This is a genomic window from Streptomyces sp. NPDC059695, assembly GCF_042733785.1.
GTDB lineage: Bacteria > Actinomycetota > Actinomycetes > Streptomycetales > Streptomycetaceae > Streptomyces.
On record NZ_JBHWFF010000008.1, the window covers coordinates 133,886 to 153,217 of the forward strand.

At 73.6% G+C, this 19,332-nt stretch carries 17 protein-coding genes and 3 tRNA genes; 15 read left to right on the forward strand and 5 right to left on the reverse strand.

Translation table 11 applies throughout. From position 1 onward, the window contains the following. Positions 1 to 59 precede the first annotated feature (59 nt). Positions 60 to 146, forward strand: a tRNA-Ser gene (locus ACFV2S_RS12685). Between the two features lie 113 nt (positions 147 to 259). Here ACFV2S_RS12685 and ACFV2S_RS12690 read toward each other — a convergent pair. Next, complete coding sequence (locus ACFV2S_RS12690; RefSeq protein ID WP_385557029.1) at positions 260 to 673, reverse strand: Imm10 family immunity protein; 414 nt, start codon at positions 671 to 673, stop codon at positions 260 to 262. Positions 674 to 877: 204 nt separating this feature from the next. On the opposite strand from ACFV2S_RS12690, the gene ACFV2S_RS12695 reads away from it, so the two are divergent. From ACFV2S_RS12695 to ACFV2S_RS12745, 11 genes are all read left to right on the forward strand, one after another. Continuing rightward, the gene (locus ACFV2S_RS12695; protein ID WP_385557032.1) at positions 878 to 1,069 is read left to right on the forward strand and encodes an antitoxin; all 192 of its coding nucleotides are present in this window, start codon (positions 878 to 880) and stop codon (positions 1,067 to 1,069) included. Positions 1,070 to 1,216: 147 nt separating this feature from the next. Further along, positions 1,217 to 1,735, forward strand: a complete 519-nt coding sequence (locus ACFV2S_RS12700) for an O-acetyl-ADP-ribose deacetylase (RefSeq protein WP_383796135.1) — start codon at positions 1,217 to 1,219, stop codon at positions 1,733 to 1,735. 417 nt (positions 1,736 to 2,152) lie between these two features. After that, complete coding sequence (locus tag ACFV2S_RS12705) at positions 2,153 to 2,458, forward strand: hypothetical protein (protein WP_385557035.1); 306 nt, start codon at positions 2,153 to 2,155, stop codon at positions 2,456 to 2,458. 173 nt (positions 2,459 to 2,631) lie between these two features. After that, positions 2,632 to 3,798, forward strand: coding sequence for an acyl-CoA dehydrogenase family protein (locus ACFV2S_RS12710; protein ID WP_385557038.1), 1,167 nt, complete (start codon positions 2,632 to 2,634; stop codon positions 3,796 to 3,798). Next, the gene (locus tag ACFV2S_RS12715) at positions 3,795 to 4,790 is read left to right on the forward strand and encodes a bifunctional MaoC family dehydratase N-terminal/OB-fold nucleic acid binding domain-containing protein (protein ID WP_385557041.1); all 996 of its coding nucleotides are present in this window, start codon (positions 3,795 to 3,797) and stop codon (positions 4,788 to 4,790) included. Before ACFV2S_RS12710 ends, ACFV2S_RS12715 begins: the two co-directional genes overlap by 4 nt. 1 nt (position 4,791) lies before the next feature. Beyond that, entirely contained in the window at positions 4,792 to 5,829 is a 1,038-nt protein-coding gene (locus tag ACFV2S_RS12720) for an acyl-CoA dehydrogenase family protein (RefSeq protein ID WP_385557044.1), read from the forward strand. Positions 5,830 to 5,834: 5 nt separating this feature from the next. Next, the gene (locus tag ACFV2S_RS12725) at positions 5,835 to 6,218 is read left to right on the forward strand and encodes a MaoC family dehydratase (protein WP_383796146.1); all 384 of its coding nucleotides are present in this window, start codon (positions 5,835 to 5,837) and stop codon (positions 6,216 to 6,218) included. Further along, on the forward strand, positions 6,215 to 7,381 hold the full coding sequence (locus ACFV2S_RS12730; protein WP_385557047.1) for a lipid-transfer protein: 1,167 nt from the start codon (positions 6,215 to 6,217) through the stop codon (positions 7,379 to 7,381). Before ACFV2S_RS12725 ends, ACFV2S_RS12730 begins: the two co-directional genes overlap by 4 nt. A 193-nt stretch (positions 7,382 to 7,574) precedes the next feature. After that, positions 7,575 to 8,660 (forward strand): DUF1906 domain-containing protein, encoded by a 1,086-nt coding sequence (locus tag ACFV2S_RS12735; protein WP_385557050.1) that lies wholly within the window; start codon positions 7,575 to 7,577, stop codon positions 8,658 to 8,660. Between the two features lie 182 nt (positions 8,661 to 8,842). After that, positions 8,843 to 9,388: a SigE family RNA polymerase sigma factor gene (locus ACFV2S_RS12740; protein WP_385557053.1), complete on the forward strand. Its 546-nt coding sequence runs from the start codon at positions 8,843 to 8,845 to the stop codon at positions 9,386 to 9,388. Positions 9,389 to 9,522: 134 nt separating this feature from the next. Then, entirely contained in the window at positions 9,523 to 11,175 is a 1,653-nt protein-coding gene (locus tag ACFV2S_RS12745; protein WP_385557056.1) for a long-chain fatty acid--CoA ligase, read from the forward strand. Positions 11,176 to 11,274: 99 nt separating this feature from the next. Here the strand turns inward: ACFV2S_RS12745 and ACFV2S_RS12750 are convergent, their stop codons facing one another. Both ACFV2S_RS12750 and ACFV2S_RS12755 read right to left on the reverse strand, forming a co-directional pair. Next, entirely contained in the window at positions 11,275 to 15,018 is a 3,744-nt protein-coding gene (locus ACFV2S_RS12750) for a PAS domain-containing protein (protein ID WP_385557059.1), read from the reverse strand. A 112-nt stretch (positions 15,019 to 15,130) separates the two neighbouring features. Beyond that, on the reverse strand, positions 15,131 to 15,586 hold the full coding sequence (locus ACFV2S_RS12755; RefSeq protein ID WP_385557063.1) for an SSI family serine proteinase inhibitor: 456 nt from the start codon (positions 15,584 to 15,586) through the stop codon (positions 15,131 to 15,133). Between the two features lie 229 nt (positions 15,587 to 15,815). On the opposite strand from ACFV2S_RS12755, the gene ACFV2S_RS12760 reads away from it, so the two are divergent. Next, a tRNA-Ser gene (locus ACFV2S_RS12760) sits at positions 15,816 to 15,906 on the forward strand. 332 nt (positions 15,907 to 16,238) lie between these two features. Continuing rightward, positions 16,239 to 16,311 (forward strand) — tRNA-Arg (locus tag ACFV2S_RS12765). Between the two features lie 239 nt (positions 16,312 to 16,550). On the opposite strand, the gene ACFV2S_RS12770 is transcribed toward ACFV2S_RS12765, so the two are convergent. Further along, positions 16,551 to 17,750, reverse strand: coding sequence for an NAD(P)/FAD-dependent oxidoreductase (locus ACFV2S_RS12770; protein WP_385557066.1), 1,200 nt, complete (start codon positions 17,748 to 17,750; stop codon positions 16,551 to 16,553). Between the two features lie 82 nt (positions 17,751 to 17,832). Beyond that, the gene (gene sigJ / locus ACFV2S_RS12775) at positions 17,833 to 18,780 is read right to left on the reverse strand and encodes an RNA polymerase sigma factor SigJ (protein WP_385557069.1); all 948 of its coding nucleotides are present in this window, start codon (positions 18,778 to 18,780) and stop codon (positions 17,833 to 17,835) included. Positions 18,781 to 18,882: 102 nt separating this feature from the next. On the opposite strand from sigJ, the gene ACFV2S_RS12780 reads away from it, so the two are divergent. Further along, the gene (locus ACFV2S_RS12780) at positions 18,883 to 19,248 is read left to right on the forward strand and encodes a PH domain-containing protein (protein ID WP_385557071.1); all 366 of its coding nucleotides are present in this window, start codon (positions 18,883 to 18,885) and stop codon (positions 19,246 to 19,248) included. Positions 19,249 to 19,332 lie beyond the last annotated feature (84 nt).

The window sequence follows — 19,332 nt, forward strand, 5'->3', positions numbered from 1 at the left end:
GCCCCACCCTCGCAGCCGGTACGCTGTAGCCCGCTCCACCCCAGGTGGGCCGGGGCGAGGGTGGGTTGCCCGAGCGGCCTAAGGGAACGGTCTTGAAAACCGTCGTGGCAGCGATGTCACCGTGGGTTCAAATCCCACACCCACCGCAGGTGCACGGCCCCTGACCAGGTCAATCGGTCAGGGGCCGTCGTGCTGTGTGCCGGCCATGGGTGACCGTTGTTCCCTCGTGCTCCCCGCTCGATCGGGCACGAAGCACTTGCTACGCACCGATCAACCTGGGGCGGGCCTCCGGACGTCCGTATCGCAGGATGCGCGGCAGGACTTCACGCATCCGCGCCAAGTCCTCCGCTGGGGCACGAAGCAGCGCCTCGATGACGGGGTCGGTCAGTCCGAGGTCGTCCAGCGACTCAGGAGCCAAGGTCACGCGCAGCACGTCGTCGTCCAGTTGCACTTCGCGTACGCAGCCGTAGGCAGTGCCCTGGTCGCGCGTGACAAGGCAGTGCGTGTCCATGCCCAGGGACACTTCCTGCGCGTCGGGCTCGTCGAAGTCGCACATGAACATGAGCGAGAAGCCATCCTCGTCGTCCGACTCGGCTACCCCTGCCATCAGGCAGTCGTCCATTTCTGGAGCATCGAATCCGCACGCAAACAACGCCGTGAACCTGTTCGTCATGCAGGTGTTCTAGCACTGAGGAAGGTGGAGCGCGCCACCCCACGAATCCCACACCCACCGCAGCGGATCGGTGTACGTGCTGGTCACGAGGGGTGCTCCTGACAGGGGGCGCCCCTTTTCGCTTGGGTCCGGGCGGTCCCCGGATGCGGTTCCGGTGCTGCGCCCCGATGCTGGAAGGGCTGGAACAGCGGCTAGGAGGCCAGGATGTCTGTGATGGACAAGCTCAAGGGGATGCTCAAGGGCCACGAGGACAAGGCATCCCAGGGCATCGACAAGGCCGGTGACGTCGTCGACGAGAAGACGCAGGGCAAGTACGCGGGCCAGGTCGACACGGCCCAGGAGAAGCTCAAGGGGCAGATGGGTGGCCAGGGGCAGGACACGCCGCCGCCGCAGTGACACACGCGTGAGGAGGGGTGCCCCGGGTGTTCCGGGGCGCCCCTTCTTCGGTTTGGCCGGTGCACAGCTATTTCGTTTGGCCGGTGCGGGGCCGAGCGGCTTGAATCCGGGGGTCGGGGACGGACGGCCGGGAGAAGGGCTCTTGTCGTGGTGCGCATCGTGCTGGTCCAGGGGGACATCACCGCCGAGGCGGCGGACGCGGTGGTCAACGCCGCCAACTCCTCGCTGCTCGGCGGCGGCGGGGTCGACGGGGCCATCCACCGGAAGGGCGGTCCCGAGATCCTCGCCGCCTGCCAGGACCTGCGGCGCTCGCACTACGGGAAGGGCCTGCCGACCGGGCGGGCCGTGGCGACGACGGCGGGGCGGCTGCCGGCCCGGCACGTGATCCACACGGTCGGTCCGGTCTGGTCGCGCGACGAGGACCGCTCGGAGCTGCTGGCCTCCTGCTACCGCGCATCGCTGCGGGTCGCGGACGAGTTGGGGGACCGCACGGTCGCGTTCCCGGCCCTCTCGACGGGGATCTACGGCTGGCCGATGGCGGACGGCGCGCGGATCGCCGTGGAGACGGTGCGGGCGGCCCGTACCGAGGTCGAGGAGGTCCGCTTCGTGCTCTTCGACGCGGCGGCGTACGGGGCCTTCGAGGCGGCCCTGGGCGAGGGCTCCTGACCCTCGGGTCCCGCTGGTTCGAACCACTTGGCCCCGTTGGGGGATGTGTTCGGTTCCGCCGGGGCGGCGACGCGCCGTCGTGTCGTTCCGGGGGAGAGATTGGCGGGAAATCTGCCGGAACGCTTCCTCTCTTGCGCCGCACCGGCTGTGCCGCTCCCCCGGCTGTCCGGACCCCGCCCACCCGTGTGAGCTGCGGCTTTCCTCGGACTGCCGGGGTTTATCGGGTTGTCCTCACGCTTGCGGGGGAATCGGCCGCTCCGGGGTGGTTCGCCGGGGATTCGGTGGGCAACTCTGGATTCGCGACGTCGAGCACAACGACCGAGGCGGTAGGCCAACTGCCTTGGACATGGCCGTACTTCAGAACTTCAGAGCAGTTCCGTGCAGAAGCACCAGCTTTCAGTTCCCGGAGGAACACACATGGCAAGCATCCGTACCGCCCGCATCCTCGCCGTTGCCGCCGCCCTGCCCCTCGCCGCCGTGCTCTTCACCGGGGTGGCCCAGGCCGACATCGGCGGATTCGCGGACGACGGATCGAACACGAGCGTCGCCACCATCGTGGGCAGCGGCGTCGGTGGCGACAACTTCGGCAACTCGACCACGACGCAGCAGGTGGCGACCGGTTCCGGTGCCTCCAACCAGAACAACACCGCGAGTGTGAACGGCTCCGCCCTCACCCACATCGACCAGTCCAACAACGTGGTCAACTTCCACCCCTGGTGGTGACCTCCCGCACGGACACCGGCCCGACGGGGGGCGGGACCGTGAGGTGAACGACGGCCTGTGCGCCGGTGCTTCGGCACCGGCGTGCGGGCCGTCGTGCTTTCGCGCGCCTTGACACGGCGACGGAATCTGACGGACAGTCAGAAACCTCAGTCGTCCCACGGGAGGCCGTCGCTGTGCACCTCGCCCCGACCGAGCGGCAGCTGCGGCTGCGCGCCGAACTCCGCGCGTACTTCCGGGAGCTGATGCCCGAAGGGCCGCCCCCGGTCACCGACACCGCCGCCCAGCGGCGGCTGCTCCGGCGGATAGGAGAGGACGGCCTGCTCGGCCTCGGCTGGCCCGAGGAGTACGGAGGGCAGGGCCGCGGGCCCGACGAGCAGTTCGTCTTCTTCGACGAGGCGTACCGCGCGGGCGCCCCCGTCTCGATGGTCACCCTCAACACGGTCGGACCCACGCTCATGGCGTACGGGACCGAGGAGCAGAAGGCGTACTTCCTCCCCCGGATCCTGCGCGGCGAGACGGTCTTCGCCATCGGCTACAGCGAACCCGAGGCCGGCACCGACCTCGCCTCGCTCCGCACCCGGGCCGTACGCGACGGGGACTCCTGGCGCGTCGACGGGCAGAAGATCTTCACCTCCAACGCCCAGAACGCCGACTGGATCTGGCTCGCCTGCCGCACCGACCCCGACGCGGCACCGCACCGGGGCATCTCCATCGTCCTCGTCCCCACCGACGCCCCCGGCTTCTCCTGGACCCCGATCGAGACGGTGGGCGGGCTGACGACGACCGCCACGTACTACGACGGCATACGGGTCCCCGCGGGCCATCTCGTCGGGCCCGAACACGGCGGCTGGAGCCTCATCACCAGCCAGCTCAACCACGAGCGGGTCGCGCTGGCCGCGATCGGCATGCAGGCCGAGGACTTCTTCGCGGCCGTCCTCGACCGGGCCCGTACCCCTGATCCGGTGACGGGCAGGCGTCGGATCGACGAGCCGTGGATCCGGATCCGGGCCGCCGAAGCGCATGCGCGACTGGCCGCGACCCGCCTGCTGAACTGGCGTCTGGTGGGCGACGTGGGGGCCGGCCGGCTGGCTCCGGGGGACGCGAGCGGCGTGAAGTTCGCGGGGACCGAGTCGGCGGTGGAGGTGTACCGCATCTGCCAGGAGATCGCGGGCGGGCCGGGGACGGTGCGCGGGGGATCGCCGGGGGAGCTCGACGGCGGGGAGCTGGAGCGCATGAACCGGGCCGCGCAGATCAACACCTTCGGGGGAGGGGTGAGCGAGGTGCAGCGCGAGATCGTCGCGAGGATGCGGCTCGGCATGAAGGCGAGGGGCCGGCGATGAGCGGGACGGGCGAGGGGCCGGCGATGAGCGGGACGGGCGAGGGGCCGGCGGCGAGCGGGACGGGCGAGGGGCCGGCGGCGGGCGGGACGGACGATGCTCTGTACGAGCGGCTCGTGGCCTTCGTCGGCCGGTCCGCCGCCACCGCCGGGACCGGCAAGGACCCGGTCAACCCGGCCATGATCAGGCACTGGTGCGAGGCGATGGGGGACGAGCACCCCGCCTACCGGGGGCCGGACGCCGTCGCGCCCCCGACCATGCTCCAGGCGTGGACGATGGGCGGCCTCTCGGGGCACACGGGCCGGTCGTCGGCGTACGAGGAGCTGTTCGGCCTCCTCGACGGGGCCGGATACACCTCGGTCGTCGCGACCGACTGCGAGCAGGAGTACCTGAGGCCGCTCCGCCCCGGCGACGAGATCGGCTTCGACACCGTCATCGAGTCCGTCTCGCCGCGCAAGACCACCAAGCTCGGCACCGGCCACTTCGTGACGACCCGGACGGACGTCCGCGCGGGCGGCGAACTCGCGGGCACGCACCGCTTCCGCATCCTCAAGTACGCGCCCGCGGCCCGGCCTTCCGCGAAGGCCGGGAAGCCCCGCCGCCCACGGCCCGTCGTCAACCGGGACAACGCCGGCTTCTGGGAGGGCGTCGCCGCTCACCGGCTGCTGATCCAGCGGTGCCGCGACTGCGCGGCCCCGCGCTTCCCCTGGCTGCCCGGATGCGCCGACTGCGGCTCGCGGGAGTGGGACGCGGTCGAGGCGAGCGGCGCCGGGACGGTCTTCTCGTACGTCGTCATGCACCACCCGTCGTTCCCCGCCTTCGACCCGCCGTACGCGGTCGGGCTGATCGAACTCGCGGAGGGCGTGCGGATGGTCAGCAACGTGGTGGGGGTTCCGTACGACAAGGTGCGGATCGGGATGCCGGTGCGGCTGGAGTTCCTGCGGGTCGACGAGGAGCTGGAGCTTCCCGTCTTCCGCGCGGGAGGGGAGGACTGACATGGACTTCACCCCCACCGAGGAGCAGGAGGCCGCCCGGGAGCTGGCCGGGCGGATCTTCGCCGACCTCGCGGGACCCGAGCGGCTCCGCGCCGCCGGGACGGGCACGGACGCCGAGCTGTGGAAGGCGCTCTGCGCGGCCGGGCTGCCGGGCTCCGTCGAGGAGACCGGGCTGCTCGGACTGGTCCTGCTCCTGGAGGAGCAGGGGCGCACGACGGCGCAGGTGCCGTTCGCCGCGAGCTGTGTGTACGGGATCCTCGCGGTCGCCCGGCACGGTACGGAGGAGCAGCGCGCCCGGCTGCTGCCCGGCCTCCGGGACGGCACGACGGTGATGACGGGCGCGCTCCCGGCACCGGGCACGGTCACCCCGCTCGGCGGGGGGCGGCTCGGCGGGGTGGTGGAGTGGGTGCCGTGGCTCAGGGACGCCACCCATGTGCTCGTGCCGGACGAGGACCGGGTCCTGTGGCTGGTCCGCGCCGAGGACGCGGCCGCCGTCGAGCCCGTCGAGCTCACCGCGCCCTGGGCCGCGGCCCGGCTGGTGCTCGACGGGGCGCCCGCCGAGCGCCTCGGGCGGGCCGACGCGACGGCCCACGACGACGTGCTCGCCGCCGCGCGGATCGCCTTCGCCGGGCTCCAGGCCGGGGTGTGCGCCGGGTCCCTCGCCCGGGCCGTCGCGTACACCTCCGTACGGGAGCAGTTCGGCCGGCCGCTCTCGACCCACCAGGCGGTGCAACTGCGGGCCGCCGACGCGCACATGGACACCGAGGCCATCCGGGTCACGGCCTACGAGGCCGCCTGGCGCTTCGACGAGGGCCTCGACGCCGGCGGGGCGGCGCTGACCGCCGCCTGGTGGGCCTCCGAGGCGGGAAAGCGGGTCGTGCACGCCGGACAGCACCTGCACGGAGGCATGGGCGCCGACCTCGACCACCCCGTCCACCGGCACTTCCTGTGGGGCCGGCAGCTCGACGCCTACCTCGGGGCCGGGACCGAACTCCTCGCCGAACTCGGCGACCTGCTCGCGAAGGGGGACCTGTCATGACCGCCGTGAAGCCCGGTGACGAGCTGCCGCCGCTGCGGATCCCGATCACCCGCACCCTGATCGTCGCCGGTGCCGTCGCCTCCCGCGACTACCAGGACGTGCACCACGACGCCGAACTGGCACGGGAGAAGGGCTCCCCGGACATCTTCATGAACATCCTCACGACCAACGGGCTCGTCGGCCGGTACATCACCGACCACTTCGGCCCCCGCGCCGTCCTGCGCGGGGTCGCCATCCGGCTCGGCGCCCCCAACCACCCCGGGGACACCATGGTCCTGACCGGGACGGTCACCGAGGTGGACGGCGCCACGGCGCGCGTCCGCATCGTCGGTGCCAACGGGCTCGGACACCACGTCACCGGCACGGTCACCGTGGAGGTGGCCGGATGAGCGTCCGCACCCGGGACGAGCTCGGCGGGCGGGCGGCCGTCGTGGGCATCGGGGCGACCGAGTTCTCCAAGGACTCGGGCCGCAGCGAACTCTCCCTCGCCGTCGAGGCCGTGCGCGCCGCCCTCGACGACGCCGGGCTCACCCCCGCCGACGTCGACGGCCTGGTCACCTTCACCATGGACACCAACCCCGAGATCACCGTCGCCCAGGCGTCCGGCATCGGCGAGCTGTCGTTCTTCTCCCGGGTGCACTACGGGGGCGGGGCCGCGTGCGCCACCGTGCAGCAGGCGGCGCTCGCCGTCGCCGCCGGGGTCGCCGAGGTCGTCGTCTGCTACCGGGCCTTCAACGAGCGCTCGGGACGCCGCTTCGGCTCCGGGGTGCAGCAGCGGGAGCCCTCCGCCGAGGGCGCGGCGCTCGGCTGGCAGCTGCCCTTCGGGCTGCTCACCCCGGCCTCCTGGGTCGCCATGGCCGCGCAGCGGTACCTGCACACGTACGGGCTGACCCCGGACGTCTTCGGGCACGTCGCCGTCACCGACCGGCGGCACGCGGCCCGTAACCCCGCCGCGTACTTCCACGGGAAGCCGATCACCCTCGCCGACCACGCGGCCTCGCGCTGGATCGTCGAGCCGCTCCGGCTGCTCGACTGCTGCCAGGAGACCGACGGCGGCCAGGCCGTCGTCGTCACGTCCGTCGAGCGCGCGCGGGACCTGCCGCGCCCGCCGGCCGTGATCCTGGCGGCGGCCCAGGGCGCCGGCCGCAGGCAGGAGGCCATGACGAGCTTCTACCGTGACGACCTGACCGGGCTGCCGGAGATGGGCGTGGTGGCACGGCAGCTCTGGCGGACGTCCGGGCTCGCGCCCTCCGACATCGACGTGGGCATCCTCTACGACCACTTCACCCCGTTCGTGCTGATGCAGCTGGAGGAGTTCGGCTTCTGCGGACCGGGGGAGGCGGCCGACTTCGTCGCGGCGGACGCGCTCGCGCTGAACACCCACGGGGGGCAGCTCGGCGAGGCGTACCTCCACGGCATGAACGGCATCGCGGAGGCGGTGCGGCAGATCCGCGGCACCTCGGTGAACCAGCTGCCCGGTGCGGCCCGGACCCTGGTCACGGCGGGCACGGGGGTTCCCACGTCCGGGTTGATCCTGGGCACGGACGGCTGAGGCGACGGTCTGAGCGGTGGCCGGGGGCGGCGGGCGGTCCTTCACTCGCGCCATGAGCACTCGCACGCCGCCCGCCTCCGAACCCGCCTCTCCCTCTGCCTCTGCCTCTGCCTCTGCCTCTGCCTCCGTCTCCGCGTCCGAAGCCGCCTCCGCGCCCCACATCGCGTCCGCCTCCGCGTCCGAAGCCGCGTCCGTGTCCGTCTCCGAAGCCGCCCCCGCGCGCGTCCCGGCCGCGCCGTCGGCACCGGCCCGCCCCCGCTCCGCGCCGCCTCCCGGGGCGCGGACCGTGGTCGCCGCCGTGCTGGTGGCGCTGGCCGGGACGGCCCTCCTCGGCGCCCCGCCCCCGCCCGCGGAGCGAACCGGCCCCGGGACCACGACGGCCGCCGCCCCCGCCGTCAGGGCCGTCCCCGCGGTGCCCGCCTCCACCGGGTCCGACTCCGCGAAGCCCGGCGGCCGAGCCCAGGGCGCTCCCGGCACCGCCGCCCGGGGCGGTGACGTTCCCGCGACCTTCGCCGGGAAGGCCTTCGACACCTGCGAGGCGCCGTCCCTCACCGTGATGAGGGCCTGGCTGGGGTCGCCGTACGGGGCCGTCGGGATCTACTTCGGCGGGCGGGGGCGGGGCTGTCCCGTCCAGAAGGAGCTCACGCCCGCGTGGGTCGCCGAGGCCCATGCCATGGGCTGGCGGCTGCTGCCCCTGTTCGTGGGTTCCCAGGCGCCGTGCGTGGACAACCCCGCCAAGCGCAAGTACGCCATCGGCAGCGCTCCCGCGACCCAGGGCACCCAGGAGGGCGGCGACGCGGTGCGGGCCGCGAAGGCGCTCGGGATCGGCCCGGGCAGCCCGCTCTACCTCGACATCGAGGCGTACGGGCGGGGGGACACGAGCTGCGCAGCGACCACCCTCGCCTTCGTCCGGGCCTGGAACCGGGAGGTACGGCGCCTGGGGTACGTGCCCGGTTTCTACAGCAGCGCCGACACGGGCGTGCGGGACATGGAGGCGCAGCGGAGGGCGGGGACGAAGGACCTGCCGGACGTGATGTGGTTCGCGCACTGGAGCGGGCAGCCCGCGCTGCTCACCGAGTCGGCGCTGCAACCGGAGGCCTGGACGCCGCACGCCCGCATCCACCAGTACGCGGGCAACGTGACCGAGACCTACGGCGGGCGCACCCTCTCGATCGACCGCAACGCGATGGACGCGCCGGTCGCCCAGCTCACCACCCCGGCCCGGTCCGCCTCCCGCGTCCCCGTCCCGCTGTCGTTCGCCGACTCCCGCCGCCCCTGAGGGGGAGCCCGTCCCCGAAGCTCCCGCCGCCCGGGCGGAGCCGGCCCCGACCCTGAGCCCGCCGGCCCCCTCCCTCCACCCAGAGGAGGTGGAGCGGTCCCCACCCCTACAACCTGAGGCGGACGGCGGGTCGGGACCTGGGGCCGATCCGCCGGGTACCCGCGCCCTCCTAGCGTGGAGTCATGACTCCGCCACCCTCTGGCCCCGTCTGCGCCGGTGCCTCGCAGTACGCGTCGTTCCCGACCTTCTCCTCGTACGTACGGGCGCGTGGACCCGTGCTCCTGCGCACCGCGCGCTCCCTGACCGCCAACCCCTCGGACGCGGAGGACCTCCTCCAGACCGCGCTCGCCAAGACGTTCATGGCCTGGGAGCGCATCGAGGACCACCGCGCCCTGGACGGCTACGTCCGCCGCGCGCTGCTGAACACCCGTACCTCGCAGTGGCGCAAGCGGAAGGTCGACGAGTTCGTCTGCGAGGAGCTGCCCGAGCCGTCCGGCCTCCCGGAGCCGGACCCGGCCGAGCGCCAGGTGCTGCACGACGCGATGTGGCGCGCGGTCCTGAAGCTGCCGGAGCGGCAGCGTCAGATGGTGGTCCTGCGGTACTACGAGGACCTGAGCGAGGCGCAGACGGCCGAGGTGCTCGGGGTGTCGGTCGGCACGGTCAAGAGCGCGGTGTCCCGGGCGCTCGGCAAGCTCCGCGAGGACCCGGAGCTGACGCCGGTGCGGTAGCCGCGAACCGGCCGCGGACTCACGCCAGTGATCACTGGCAATTTGCGTACTCTCGGGTAGTGACATACCGCGCGGTACGTGCGCAGAATCTGCACACCCCTTCTGCCACGTAGCGCCCACCGGGAGGACGCCCCGTGTACAGCACCATGCAGGACGTACAACTGACCGTGAGCCGCATCCTCCAGCACGGGATGACGATCCACGGAAAGTCCACCATCACCACCTGGACGGGCGAGCCCGAGCCGCAGCGCCGCACGTTCGCGGAGGCCGGGACGCGCGCGCACCAGCTGGCCCACGCCCTGCGCGACGAACTCGGCGTCATCGGCGACCAGCGCGTCGCCACCCTCATGTGGAACAACTCCGAGCACGTCGAGGCGTACTTCGCGATCCCCTCCATGGGCGCGGTGCTCCACACCCTCAACCTCCGCCTGCCGCCCGAGCAGCTGGTGTGGATCGTCAACCACGCCGCCGACCGGGTCGTCCTCGTCAACGGCTCCCTGCTCCCGCTCCTCGCCCCGCTGCTCCCGCACCTGCCGACGGTCGAGCACGTCGTCGTCGCGGGCCCGGGCGACCGCTCCCTCCTGGACGGCGCGGCCCCGCGCGTCCACGACTACGAGGAGCTGATCGCCGGCCGCCCGACCGCGTACGACTGGCCCGAGCTGGACGAGCGCACGGCCGCCGCCATGTGCTACACCTCCGGCACCACCGGCGACCCCAAGGGCGTCGTCTACTCGCACCGCTCGATCTACCTGCACTCCATGCAGGTGAACATGGCCGAGTCGATGGGCCTCACCGACCGGGACACGACCCTGGTCGTCGTCCCGCAGTTCCACGTCAACGCCTGGGGTCTGCCGCACGCCACCTTCATGACCGGCATCAACATGCTCATGCCGGACCGCTTCCTCCAGCCGGCCCCGCTCGCCGACATGATCGAGCGCGAGAGGCCGACCCACGCGGCCGCCGTCCCCACCATCTGGCAGGGGCTGCTCGCCGAGGTCACCGCGAACCCCCGCGACCTCTCCTCGATGACCCAGGTCACCATCGGCGGCGCCGCCTGTCCGCCCTCCCTCATGGAGGCGTACGACCGGCTCGGCGTCCGCCTCTGCCACGCCTGGGGCATGACCGAGACCTCCCCGCTGGGCACGATGGCCCACCCGCCGCACGGCCTCACCGCCGAGGAGGAGTGGCCCTACCGGGTCACGCAGGGACGCTTCCCGGCCGGTGTGGAGGCCCGCCTCGTCGGCCCCGGCGGCGAGCACCTCCCCTGGGACGGGGAGTCGGCGGGCGAGCTGGAGGTGCGCGGCACCTGGATCGCGGGCTCGTACTTCGGCGGGATCGGCGCCGAGGAGATCCGCCCCGCCGACAAGTTCAGCGAGGACGGCTGGCTCAAGACCGGCGACGTCGGCGTGATCGGCCCGGACGGCTTCCTCACCCTGACCGACCGCGCCAAGGACGTCATCAAGTCGGGCGGCGAGTGGATCTCCAGCGTCGAGCTGGAGAACGCCCTCATGGCCCACCCGGCGGTCGCCGAGGCCGCCGTCGTCGCGGTGCCGGACGAGAAGTGGGGCGAGCGTCCGCTCGCGACCGTCGTCCTCAAGGAGGGCGAGGCGGCGGACTACGAGACGCTGAAGGCCTTCCTCGCGGACGAGGGCGGCATCGCGAAGTGGCAGCTGCCGGAGCGGTGGGCGATCGTCCCGGCGGTGCCGAAGACGAGCGTCGGAAAGTTCGACAAGAAGGTCATCCGCAGGCAGTACGCGGAGGGCGAGCTGGACGTCACCCGGCTGTAGCGCCACCGGACGCGGAGGGCGAGCCGGACGTCACCCGGCTGCAGCGCCACCGGTTGTCATCGGGCGCGCCACCGATCGGCACCGACCGGCCCCACGGGGCTAGTTGGTGCCGATCTTCGCGAGCAGGTCGACGATCCTGGCCTGGACCTCGGTGCTGTTCGCCCGCTCGGCGAGGAACAGCACCGTCTCGCCGGAGTCGAGCTTCGCCAGCTCCTCCGCGACCAGGTCGGCCGAGGTGTAGACGACGAGCGGCGTGCGGTTCAACTGCCCGTTCGCGCGCAGCCAGTCGATGATCCCGGCCCGGCGGCGGCGCACCTGCATCAGGTCCATCACCACCAGGTTCGGCCGCGTCCGGGTGGCCAGCGTGACCGCCTCCGTGTCGGTGGCCGCCCGCGCGACCTGCATCCCGCGCCGCTCCAGGGTGGCCGCGAGCGCCTCCGCGATCGACTCGTGCTCCTCGATCAGCAGGACCCGGGACGGGTGCTGCTCGCTGTCGCGGGGTGCCAGCGCCTTGAGGAGCACGGCCGGATCGGCACCGTACGCCGCCTCCCGGGTCGCCTGCCCGAGCCCGGCCGCCAGCAGCACCGGCACCTCGGCGGCGACGGCCGCCTGACGCAGCGACTGCAGCGCGGTCCGGGTGATGGGGCCGGTCAGCGGGTCGACGAAGAGCGCGGCCGGGAAGGCGGCGATCTGCGCGTCGACCTCCTCGCGGGAGTGCACGATCACCGGCCGGTAGCCGCGGTCGCTCAGCGCCTGCTGCGTGGAGACGTCGGGCGCGGGCCACACGAGCAGCCGACGGGGGTTGTCGAGGGGCTCCGGGGGCAGCTCGTCGTCGACGGGACGCGGGGCGGGCCGGTTGGCGACCTCGACCGCGCCGCCGGGACCGTCGAGCGGCTCGGGCCCCTCGGCGGAGCCCTCGGCGGGTGCTCCTATGGCGTACGCGCGGCCCTCGGCCGGGGTGTCGTGCGGCGAGGGGGCCGGCGCCGTCGGCTGGGGGTGCGGCCTGGCCTCCGCCGCCGGGGCGGGCGCGGCGAGCGCGGCCGGGACCGGCGGGTCGACCTCGGGCGGGGTGGCGAGCCTGCGGCGGCGCCCCGAACCGTTCGAGGGCCCGGCGGGGGCACCGGGGGCGGCCGGACCGCTCGTCGGGGCCGGCGGGACGAAGGGCACGCCCTGCCCGAGGGTACGGACGCTGAACGCCCGCCCCTGGGTGGAGTCCTTCGACACCGTCGCCGGCATCGGCAGCTCGGGCGGCAGTGGTACGGAGCCGGTGCCGGTCCCGCCCGGGGGCGCGGGCTCCGGAGCGGCCGCGGGCTCCGGCCGCGGGAGCGCCACGGCCCGGCGCCGCCCGGTCGGCTCGACCGCCGTCGCGCCCTCGGCCTGCGGATGGGGCTGCGGCGGCGTGTGGTCGGCGCCCGGGACGCCGCGCACGGCCTCGTGCTGCCCCTCGTCGGAGACGGGCAGCGGGCCGGGCACGGGGCCGGGGGCCGGGAGCTCCGTCCCGGCGTCACGGTCGGCGTCGGCGGGCGGCAGCGCGAACGGGGTGCGGGGCCCGGCCTCGGCGGCGGCGGCCCGCTCCTGCGCGGCGGCCAGCGCGCGCCGGCGGCGCCCGCTCGGCTGCGCCGGAGCGTCCTCCACGGGTCCGGAGGCGACGGCGGGCAGAGCGAGGGCGGCCTGCGCGGGAACCCCGGCCGGCTCGACGGGCACGCCCTGGGGCGGCACGGCCGCGCCGAGCGCGGCACGTCCCTGGGCGCCCTCGGCGGCGGTCACCACGGAGCCCTCGGCGGGCCGTCCCCGTCGCCGCCCGGTGGGCTCCACGGGGGCGCCCGCGGCGGCGGACGGCACCGGGACGGCGGAGTCCGCGGCGGCATTCTGCTGGGCGGGGATCAGCTCGGCCGGACCGGCGGCCTCTCCCGTACGGGCACGGCGGCGGCCGCTCGGCTCGGTGCCGGTCTCGGGCGCGACCGCGCTCTCCAGGAAGGCGTCGGTCGAGCCGCGCCGGGCCCGCCGCCGCCCGCCGCCGGAGGTCTCGGCCCCCGGCTCGGAGGGCCCTCCCGTGACGGACCCGGACGCGGGCACCGGCCCGGAGACGGACGCGGGCACCGGCCCGGCCGCCAGCGCGAGGCCCGATCCGGGGACGTGAGCGTCACCGGGGCCGGTGGCCGGCCCCGTGGCCGGTCCTGAGCCCTGTGCGGGTCCCGAGGCCTGCGCCGGTCCCGAGGCCTGCGCGGGCAGGGCGAGGGCCTCACGGCCGCCCGAGGGCGCGTCGCCGCGCGGACCGGGCTCCGGCGCGGGCACGGTGCCCCGGCCGGCGCCGACCGGCACCTCCAGGACGTACGCGCCCCCGCTCGTCCCCGGTACCTCATGGGTCTGCACGACACCGCCGTGCGCCGCGACGATGCCGCGCACGACGGGCCCGTGCACCGGGTCGCCGCCCGCGTACGGGCCGCGGACCTCGATGCGGACGACGTCACCGCGCTGTGCGGCGGCGACCACGATCGTGGAATCGCTCGGGGTCCGGTCGGCCTTGCTCTTGCCGGTCGCGTCGACACCGGCGACGTCCGCGACGAGGTGCGCGAGCGCGGTCGTCAGCCGGGCCGCGTCCACCTCGGCCTCGATGGGCGGCGCGTGCACGGCGAACTGGGCGCGGCCGGGCCCGATCAGCTCCACGGCGCCGTCGATGCCGCCGGACACGATCCCGTCCAGCAGCACCACGGCCTTGTCGAGCCGCTCGTCCCCCGCGTCGAGCCGCTGGTAGCCGAGCACGTTGTCGACGAGGGACGTCATCCGCGCGTATCCGGCGGCCAGGTGGTGCAGGACCTGGTTGGCCTCGGGCCACAGCTGCCCGGCGTCGTCGGCGGCGAGGGTGCCCAGCTGGGTGCGCAGCTCGTCCAGGGGCCCGCGCAGCGACTCGGCGAGGACGGCGGTCAGCTGCTCGTGGCGGGCGGCGAGGGAGGCGTACTTCTCCGCCTGCGCCTCGCGCTCGGCCGCGTGCCGCTCGGCGCGGTCGGCGAGCTCGGCGGCGTGCTCCTCGACGAGCTGCTCGTACGGCCTGCGGTCGGTGAAGGTCATGACGGCGCCGACGAGCTGGTCCCCGTCCCGTACCGGAGCGGTCGTCAGGTCGACCGGCACCTGGTCGCCCTTCTTCGCCCACAGGACCTGCCCCCGGACCCGGTGCTTGCGGCCGGACTTGAGGGTGTCGGCGAGCGGGGACTCCTCGTACGGGAAGGGCTCGCCGTCGGCGCGCTTGGCGAGGATCAGCGGGTGCAGCTCCTGGCCGCCGAGCTCGCCGGCGCGGTAGCCGAGGATCTGTGCGGCGGCCGGGTTCACGAGGACGACGCGGCCGTCCGTGTCGGTGCCCACGACGCCCTCGGACGCGGCACGCAGGATCATCTCGGTCTGCCGCTGCGAGCGGGCGAGTTCGGCCTCGGTGTCGAGGGTCCCGGTGAGGTCCCGTACGACGAGCATGAGCAGTTCGTCGCCGGTGTAGCCGCCGTACGAGTCGTAGGCCTCGCGCCCGTCCTCCAGGCTGGCGCTGGTCACCTCGACCGGGAACTCGGAGCCGTCCGTGCGGCGGGCGATCATCCGGGTCGGCTTGGTGCGGCCCCGCTCGTCGGTGCCGTCGGGGCGGCGCATGGAGCCGGGGATGAGGCGCGAGTCGAAGGTCGGCAGCAGATCCAGCAGGCCGCGCCCGACGAGCGCGGTGCCGGGCGTCTCGAACATGCCGAGGGCGATGGTGTTGGCGTTGACGACCGTGCCGTTGCAGTTGACGAGCACCAGGCCGTCGGGGAGGGCATCGAGTATGGCTGCGAGGCGAGCAGCGCCTCGGGATGGCCTGCTGCTCACGACGACGCTTCCTCCCAGACGCACTGCACGTGCTCGTCCTATCGGCCCGGCCCCATCTTGCCCCTCGGGCCGCAGCCTGTCACTGAGGGGAGTCTAAGGGAGCCTCGGGGGGTCACCCCCGGACCAGGGGAAGGAGAGGCTCCAGATTCTCCCAACGGGCGATCTCACAGCCGTTGGCCCGGGAGAAGTGCGCGTCGACGCTGCGGCCCTGCCAGGTGCCGGTGACGTGGGCGACGGCGGGCCCGCCGTACATCTGGGTGCACATCTGGTCCCCGGGGACGGGCCGGAACGGGTCGGCGCCCTCCTTCGCCAGCTGGTCCAGGCGCGTACAGGCGTCCCGGGCGTCCGGGTGACTGCCCCCGGCCCGCCCCTCACAGGTGAGGTCGAAGGTGCCGTCGGCCAACGGACGGCCGCTCTTCTCGATGGTGACCGTCAGCGCGTCGGAGGGCGACGCGAACAGCCCGAGCGGCGGCAGGGGGCCGAGGCCGGCGGTCCCGACGGCGGCGGTGGCGAGGGACGCGAGGACGAGACTGCGCAGCATGCGGATCTCCAGGAGCACGGGAAGCACGGGAAGCACGGTGAGGCGGGCGTGCGCGCGCGGGTGCACGGCGCGCCCGCCCCGTCTAACGCTCCGGGAGCCCTGGCGTTGCGCAAGCGGGGTGCGCCGAACGGCACGACGGGGCCGGCAGGGCTTTGCCCTGAACCCCGGAGGGCTAGTACGGTGAGAATCGATTGGTGACAGCGGGTTCGCCTGTGTCATCATCTGCACGCACCACCCGCGCATGCGCGGGGTGCGAGGAGGCGTCGCCTAGTCCGGTCTATGGCGCCGCACTGCTAATGCGGTTTGGGTCTTAAAGCCCATCGAGGGTTCAAATCCCTCCGCCTCCGCCCCACACCGAAGCCCCGGCCCTCAGGCCGGGGCTTCGGCCGTTCCCGGACGACTCTCCGGCGAGCCCCGCCACCGACGTCCGCCGTCGGGGTCCCCCGTCGCGCCCCGACGGTGTGACCCCGGTCTCTTTCCGTGCGATGTCCCCCCGCAAGCCCTCGCCGGACCCTCTCGCCCACGGCCCCCCGCCCGGCCCCCGTCTCGACGTTTTCGCAGGTCACAAGGGGTGAGGGGAATGGATTTCACATGGCGGCGGGACTCATGTAATGTTCTTCCTGTCGCCGGGACAGCGGACCGAAAGGGCCGGGAAAACGGAGACAAGAACTAAAAACAAGCACTCGTAGCTTAACGGATAGAGCATCTGACTACGGATCAGAAGGTTGCAGGTTCGAATCCTGCCGAGTGCACACAGGCAAGAGGCCCGGACGAGAGTCCGGGCCTCTTGCGTTGTGTCCGGTGGTGGGCACGGACGACTCTCCGGCGAGCCCCGCCACCGACGTCCGCCGTCGGGTCCCGCGTCGCGCCGTCTTCCGCCGTGTCTGATGGGCGAGTTCGGCCGAGCAGGGGCGGCCCGGTGGCAGGAGGCCCCCGCCTCCCCCCTGCCCGGAGTCCGCGGATCAGGGGGAGGGAGCGGGGGCCTCGTTCCTCAGGCCGTGGTGCCGGCCGGTGCGGTGCGGGGGGCCGGGGTGGGCAGGACGTGGCGGCGGCGGGTCGGGAGGCCCAGTGTCGGGTGGGCGACGCCCCAGACCGCGCCCTTGCAGACCAGTTCCTTGTAGCCGGCGGCGAACCGGCCCGTGAGGGTCGCGCCGATCGAGCGGTCGTCGGCGGTGACGTACTGGATCAGACCCTCCCTGCGGCCCAGCGAGATGCACTGGTTGAAGTAGCGCGGCGCGGTCTTCGGGAGCTTTCCGCCGGTGAGGCGGGCCGCGACGGCGTCGGCCGCCTGCCAGGCCATGGGGGCGCCCGAGGCGCACGACATCCGGAGCGGCTTCCCGCCGGGGCCCATGGCGAGGGCCGCGTCCCCGACGGCGTACACGTCGGGGTGCGAGACCGAGCGCATCGTCGCGTCGACCACGATCCGGCCGGTGTCGGTGACCTCCAGGGTGGTGGCCCGCGCGATCGGGTGGACCGCGAAGCCGGTGGTCCAGACGGTGACCGCGGCCGGGAGGACGGTGCCGTCGCCCGTGGTCACGCGGTCCGCGTCGACCGCCGTCACGGCGGTCTGCTCGTGTGCCGTGATGCCGAGCCCGCGGAAGACCTTCCGCACGTGCGCGCGTCCCCCGGGCGAGAGCCAGTCGCCGAGCCCGCCGCGGGCGGCGAGGGAGACGGCGAGGTCCGGGCGGGCCTCGGCGATCTCCGTCGCGGCCTCCAGGCCGGTGAGGCCGCCGCCGACGACGACCACGGACTCCCCGGCCCCCAGGCCGGCCAGTCGGTCGCGCAGCCGGAGGGCGCCGGGGCGGCTGGAGATCTCGTGGGCGTGTGCGGCGGTGCCGGGCACCCCCTGGGTGTCCCAGCCGCTGCCGAGGGCGTAGACGAGGGTGTCGTACTCCAGTTCCTCGGTGGCGTCCCCCGCGGTGACGGAGACGGTCTTCCGGTCGGCGTCGACCGCCGTCACCGTCGCCGCCTTCAGCTCGACGCCCGTTCCCGCGAACATCTCGCTGAAGGGCCGGGGCGTGAGTTCCCGGCCGACCGCCAGCTGGTGCAGCCGGACGCGCTCGACGAAGTCGGGCTCGGCGTTGACGAGGGTGATCGCGACGTCCTCGCGGTGGAGCTGCCTGGCGAGGCGTCCGGCGGCGATGGCTCCGGTGTAGCCGGCCCCGAGGACGATGATCCGGTGCTGCTGCATGTGCCTGCTCCTGTCTCGCGCGGTTTCGCCCCTTGAACCGGGCGGGCCGACGATTCCTGACAGGTCTGCGGTGTGACGTGGCTCACAGGGCGGACGGCAGCAGGGGCGCGCCGTGGTCCGTCGCCGCCCAGTGCCGCGTCGCGCGGTCGAGCTTGTCCGGGTTCACCTGGTTGCGGAAGGCGGTGATGCCGTCCGGGGTGACCTCCAGGCACATGATGCCGACGACCCGGCCGTCGAGCACCGCCACCACCGCGGGGGCGCCGTTGGCGGTCGTGGCGTACATGTCGGGCGAGCCGCCGATGACCCTGCGCTTGGCGATGCCGGGCTTGAAGAGGCCCCGCAGGAACGTGGCGACCGCGAGGGCGCCCTCGAAGGCCCTGGCGCGCGCCGGGACCTTGCCGCCGCCGTCGCCGATCGCGACGGCGTCGCCCGTGAGCAGCCGTACGAGCGGTTCGGTACGGCCGCTGGTGGCGGCCGCGAGGAACTCCTCGACGATCCGCCGGGCCCCGGCCTCGTCGATCTCGGTGCGGGCCCTGCCCGCGGCGACGTGCTTCTTCGCCCGGTGGTAGGTCTGCTGGGCGGCGGACTCGGTGATGTCGAGGATCTCGGCGATCTCGCGGTGCGGGTAGTCGAAGGCCTCCCGCAGCACGTACACCGCGCGCTCGTTGGGGGAGAGGCGCTCCATGACGGCGAGGACCGCGTACGAGACGGATTCGCGCTGCTCCGCGGTGTCGGCGGGCCCGAGCATCGGGTCGCCGGTGAGGAGGGGCTCGGGCAGCCACGCGCCCACGTAGGTCTCGCGCCGGGCGCGGGCCGAGGAGAGCTGGTTGAGGCAGAGGTTGGTGAGGACCTTGGTCAGCCAGGCCTCGGGGACCTCGACGCGTGCGACGTCGGCGGCCTGCCAGCGCAGGAAGGTGTCCTGCACGGCGTCCTCGGCCTCGCTCGCCGAGCCGAGGAGGCGGTAGGCGATGGCCTCCAAGCGCGGCCTGGCGGCCTCGAAGCGGTCGACGTCGTCCACGGTCAGGCCCATGGTCCGGATCCTAGTCCGTGGTCCTTTCGGCGTAGCGGTCGCTCCGGGGCGGGCGTTAGGGTCGGATGATCTTTCTTTTCATCGGATGTGGGGGTTTGGGGCATGGCGCTCTTCGGGAACGCGCACGCGATCGATCCGGCGCAGGCGCAGCAGGACTTCGCGCGGCTGCTCGGGCAGGGGGAGCAGGTGCACGCCGCGTATCTGCTGATCCGCGACACGATCTTCTTCACCGACCGGCGGCTCGTGCTCGTCGACAAGCAGGGCATCACCGGCAAGAAGGTCGAGTACCACTCGATCCCGTACCGGAGCATCACGCACTTCGCCGTGGAGACGGCCGGCACGTTCGACCTGGACGCCGAGCTGAAGATCTGGATCTCGGGCAGCCCGCTGCCGGTCACGAAGACCTTCACCAAGGGGGTCGACATCTACGAGGTGCAGGCGATCCTCACGCAGTTCGTCGCCAAGTAGACCGGCGGAGGGGAGGGGGGTGGGGGGGCAAAACAATACCATGTTTTATATTGGGGCGCCCTACATGGCGCCGAAAGAGAGGCC

What these genes read in the sequence shown, in the direction of transcription:
- ACFV2S_RS12690 (WP_385557029.1), bottom strand. Translation starts at nt 673, where the DNA reads ATGACGAACAGGTTCACGGCGTTGTTTGCGTGCGGATTCGATGCTCCA.
- ACFV2S_RS12740 (WP_385557053.1), top strand. Translation starts at nt 8,843, where the DNA reads ATGACTCCGCCACCCTCTGGCCCCGTCTGCGCCGGTGCCTCGCAGTAC.
- ACFV2S_RS12695 (WP_385557032.1), top strand. Translation starts at nt 878, where the DNA reads ATGTCTGTGATGGACAAGCTCAAGGGGATGCTCAAGGGCCACGAGGAC.
- sigJ (WP_385557069.1), bottom strand. Translation starts at nt 18,780, where the DNA reads ATGGGCCTGACCGTGGACGACGTCGACCGCTTCGAGGCCGCCAGGCCG.
- ACFV2S_RS12705 (WP_385557035.1), top strand. Translation starts at nt 2,153, where the DNA reads ATGGCAAGCATCCGTACCGCCCGCATCCTCGCCGTTGCCGCCGCCCTG.
- ACFV2S_RS12770 (WP_385557066.1), bottom strand. Translation starts at nt 17,750, where the DNA reads ATGCAGCAGCACCGGATCATCGTCCTCGGGGCCGGCTACACCGGAGCC.
- ACFV2S_RS12715 (WP_385557041.1), top strand. Translation starts at nt 3,795, where the DNA reads ATGAGCGGGACGGGCGAGGGGCCGGCGATGAGCGGGACGGGCGAGGGG.
- ACFV2S_RS12720 (WP_385557044.1), top strand. Translation starts at nt 4,792, where the DNA reads ATGGACTTCACCCCCACCGAGGAGCAGGAGGCCGCCCGGGAGCTGGCC.
- ACFV2S_RS12780 (WP_385557071.1), top strand. Translation starts at nt 18,883, where the DNA reads ATGGCGCTCTTCGGGAACGCGCACGCGATCGATCCGGCGCAGGCGCAG.
- ACFV2S_RS12730 (WP_385557047.1), top strand. Translation starts at nt 6,215, where the DNA reads ATGAGCGTCCGCACCCGGGACGAGCTCGGCGGGCGGGCGGCCGTCGTG.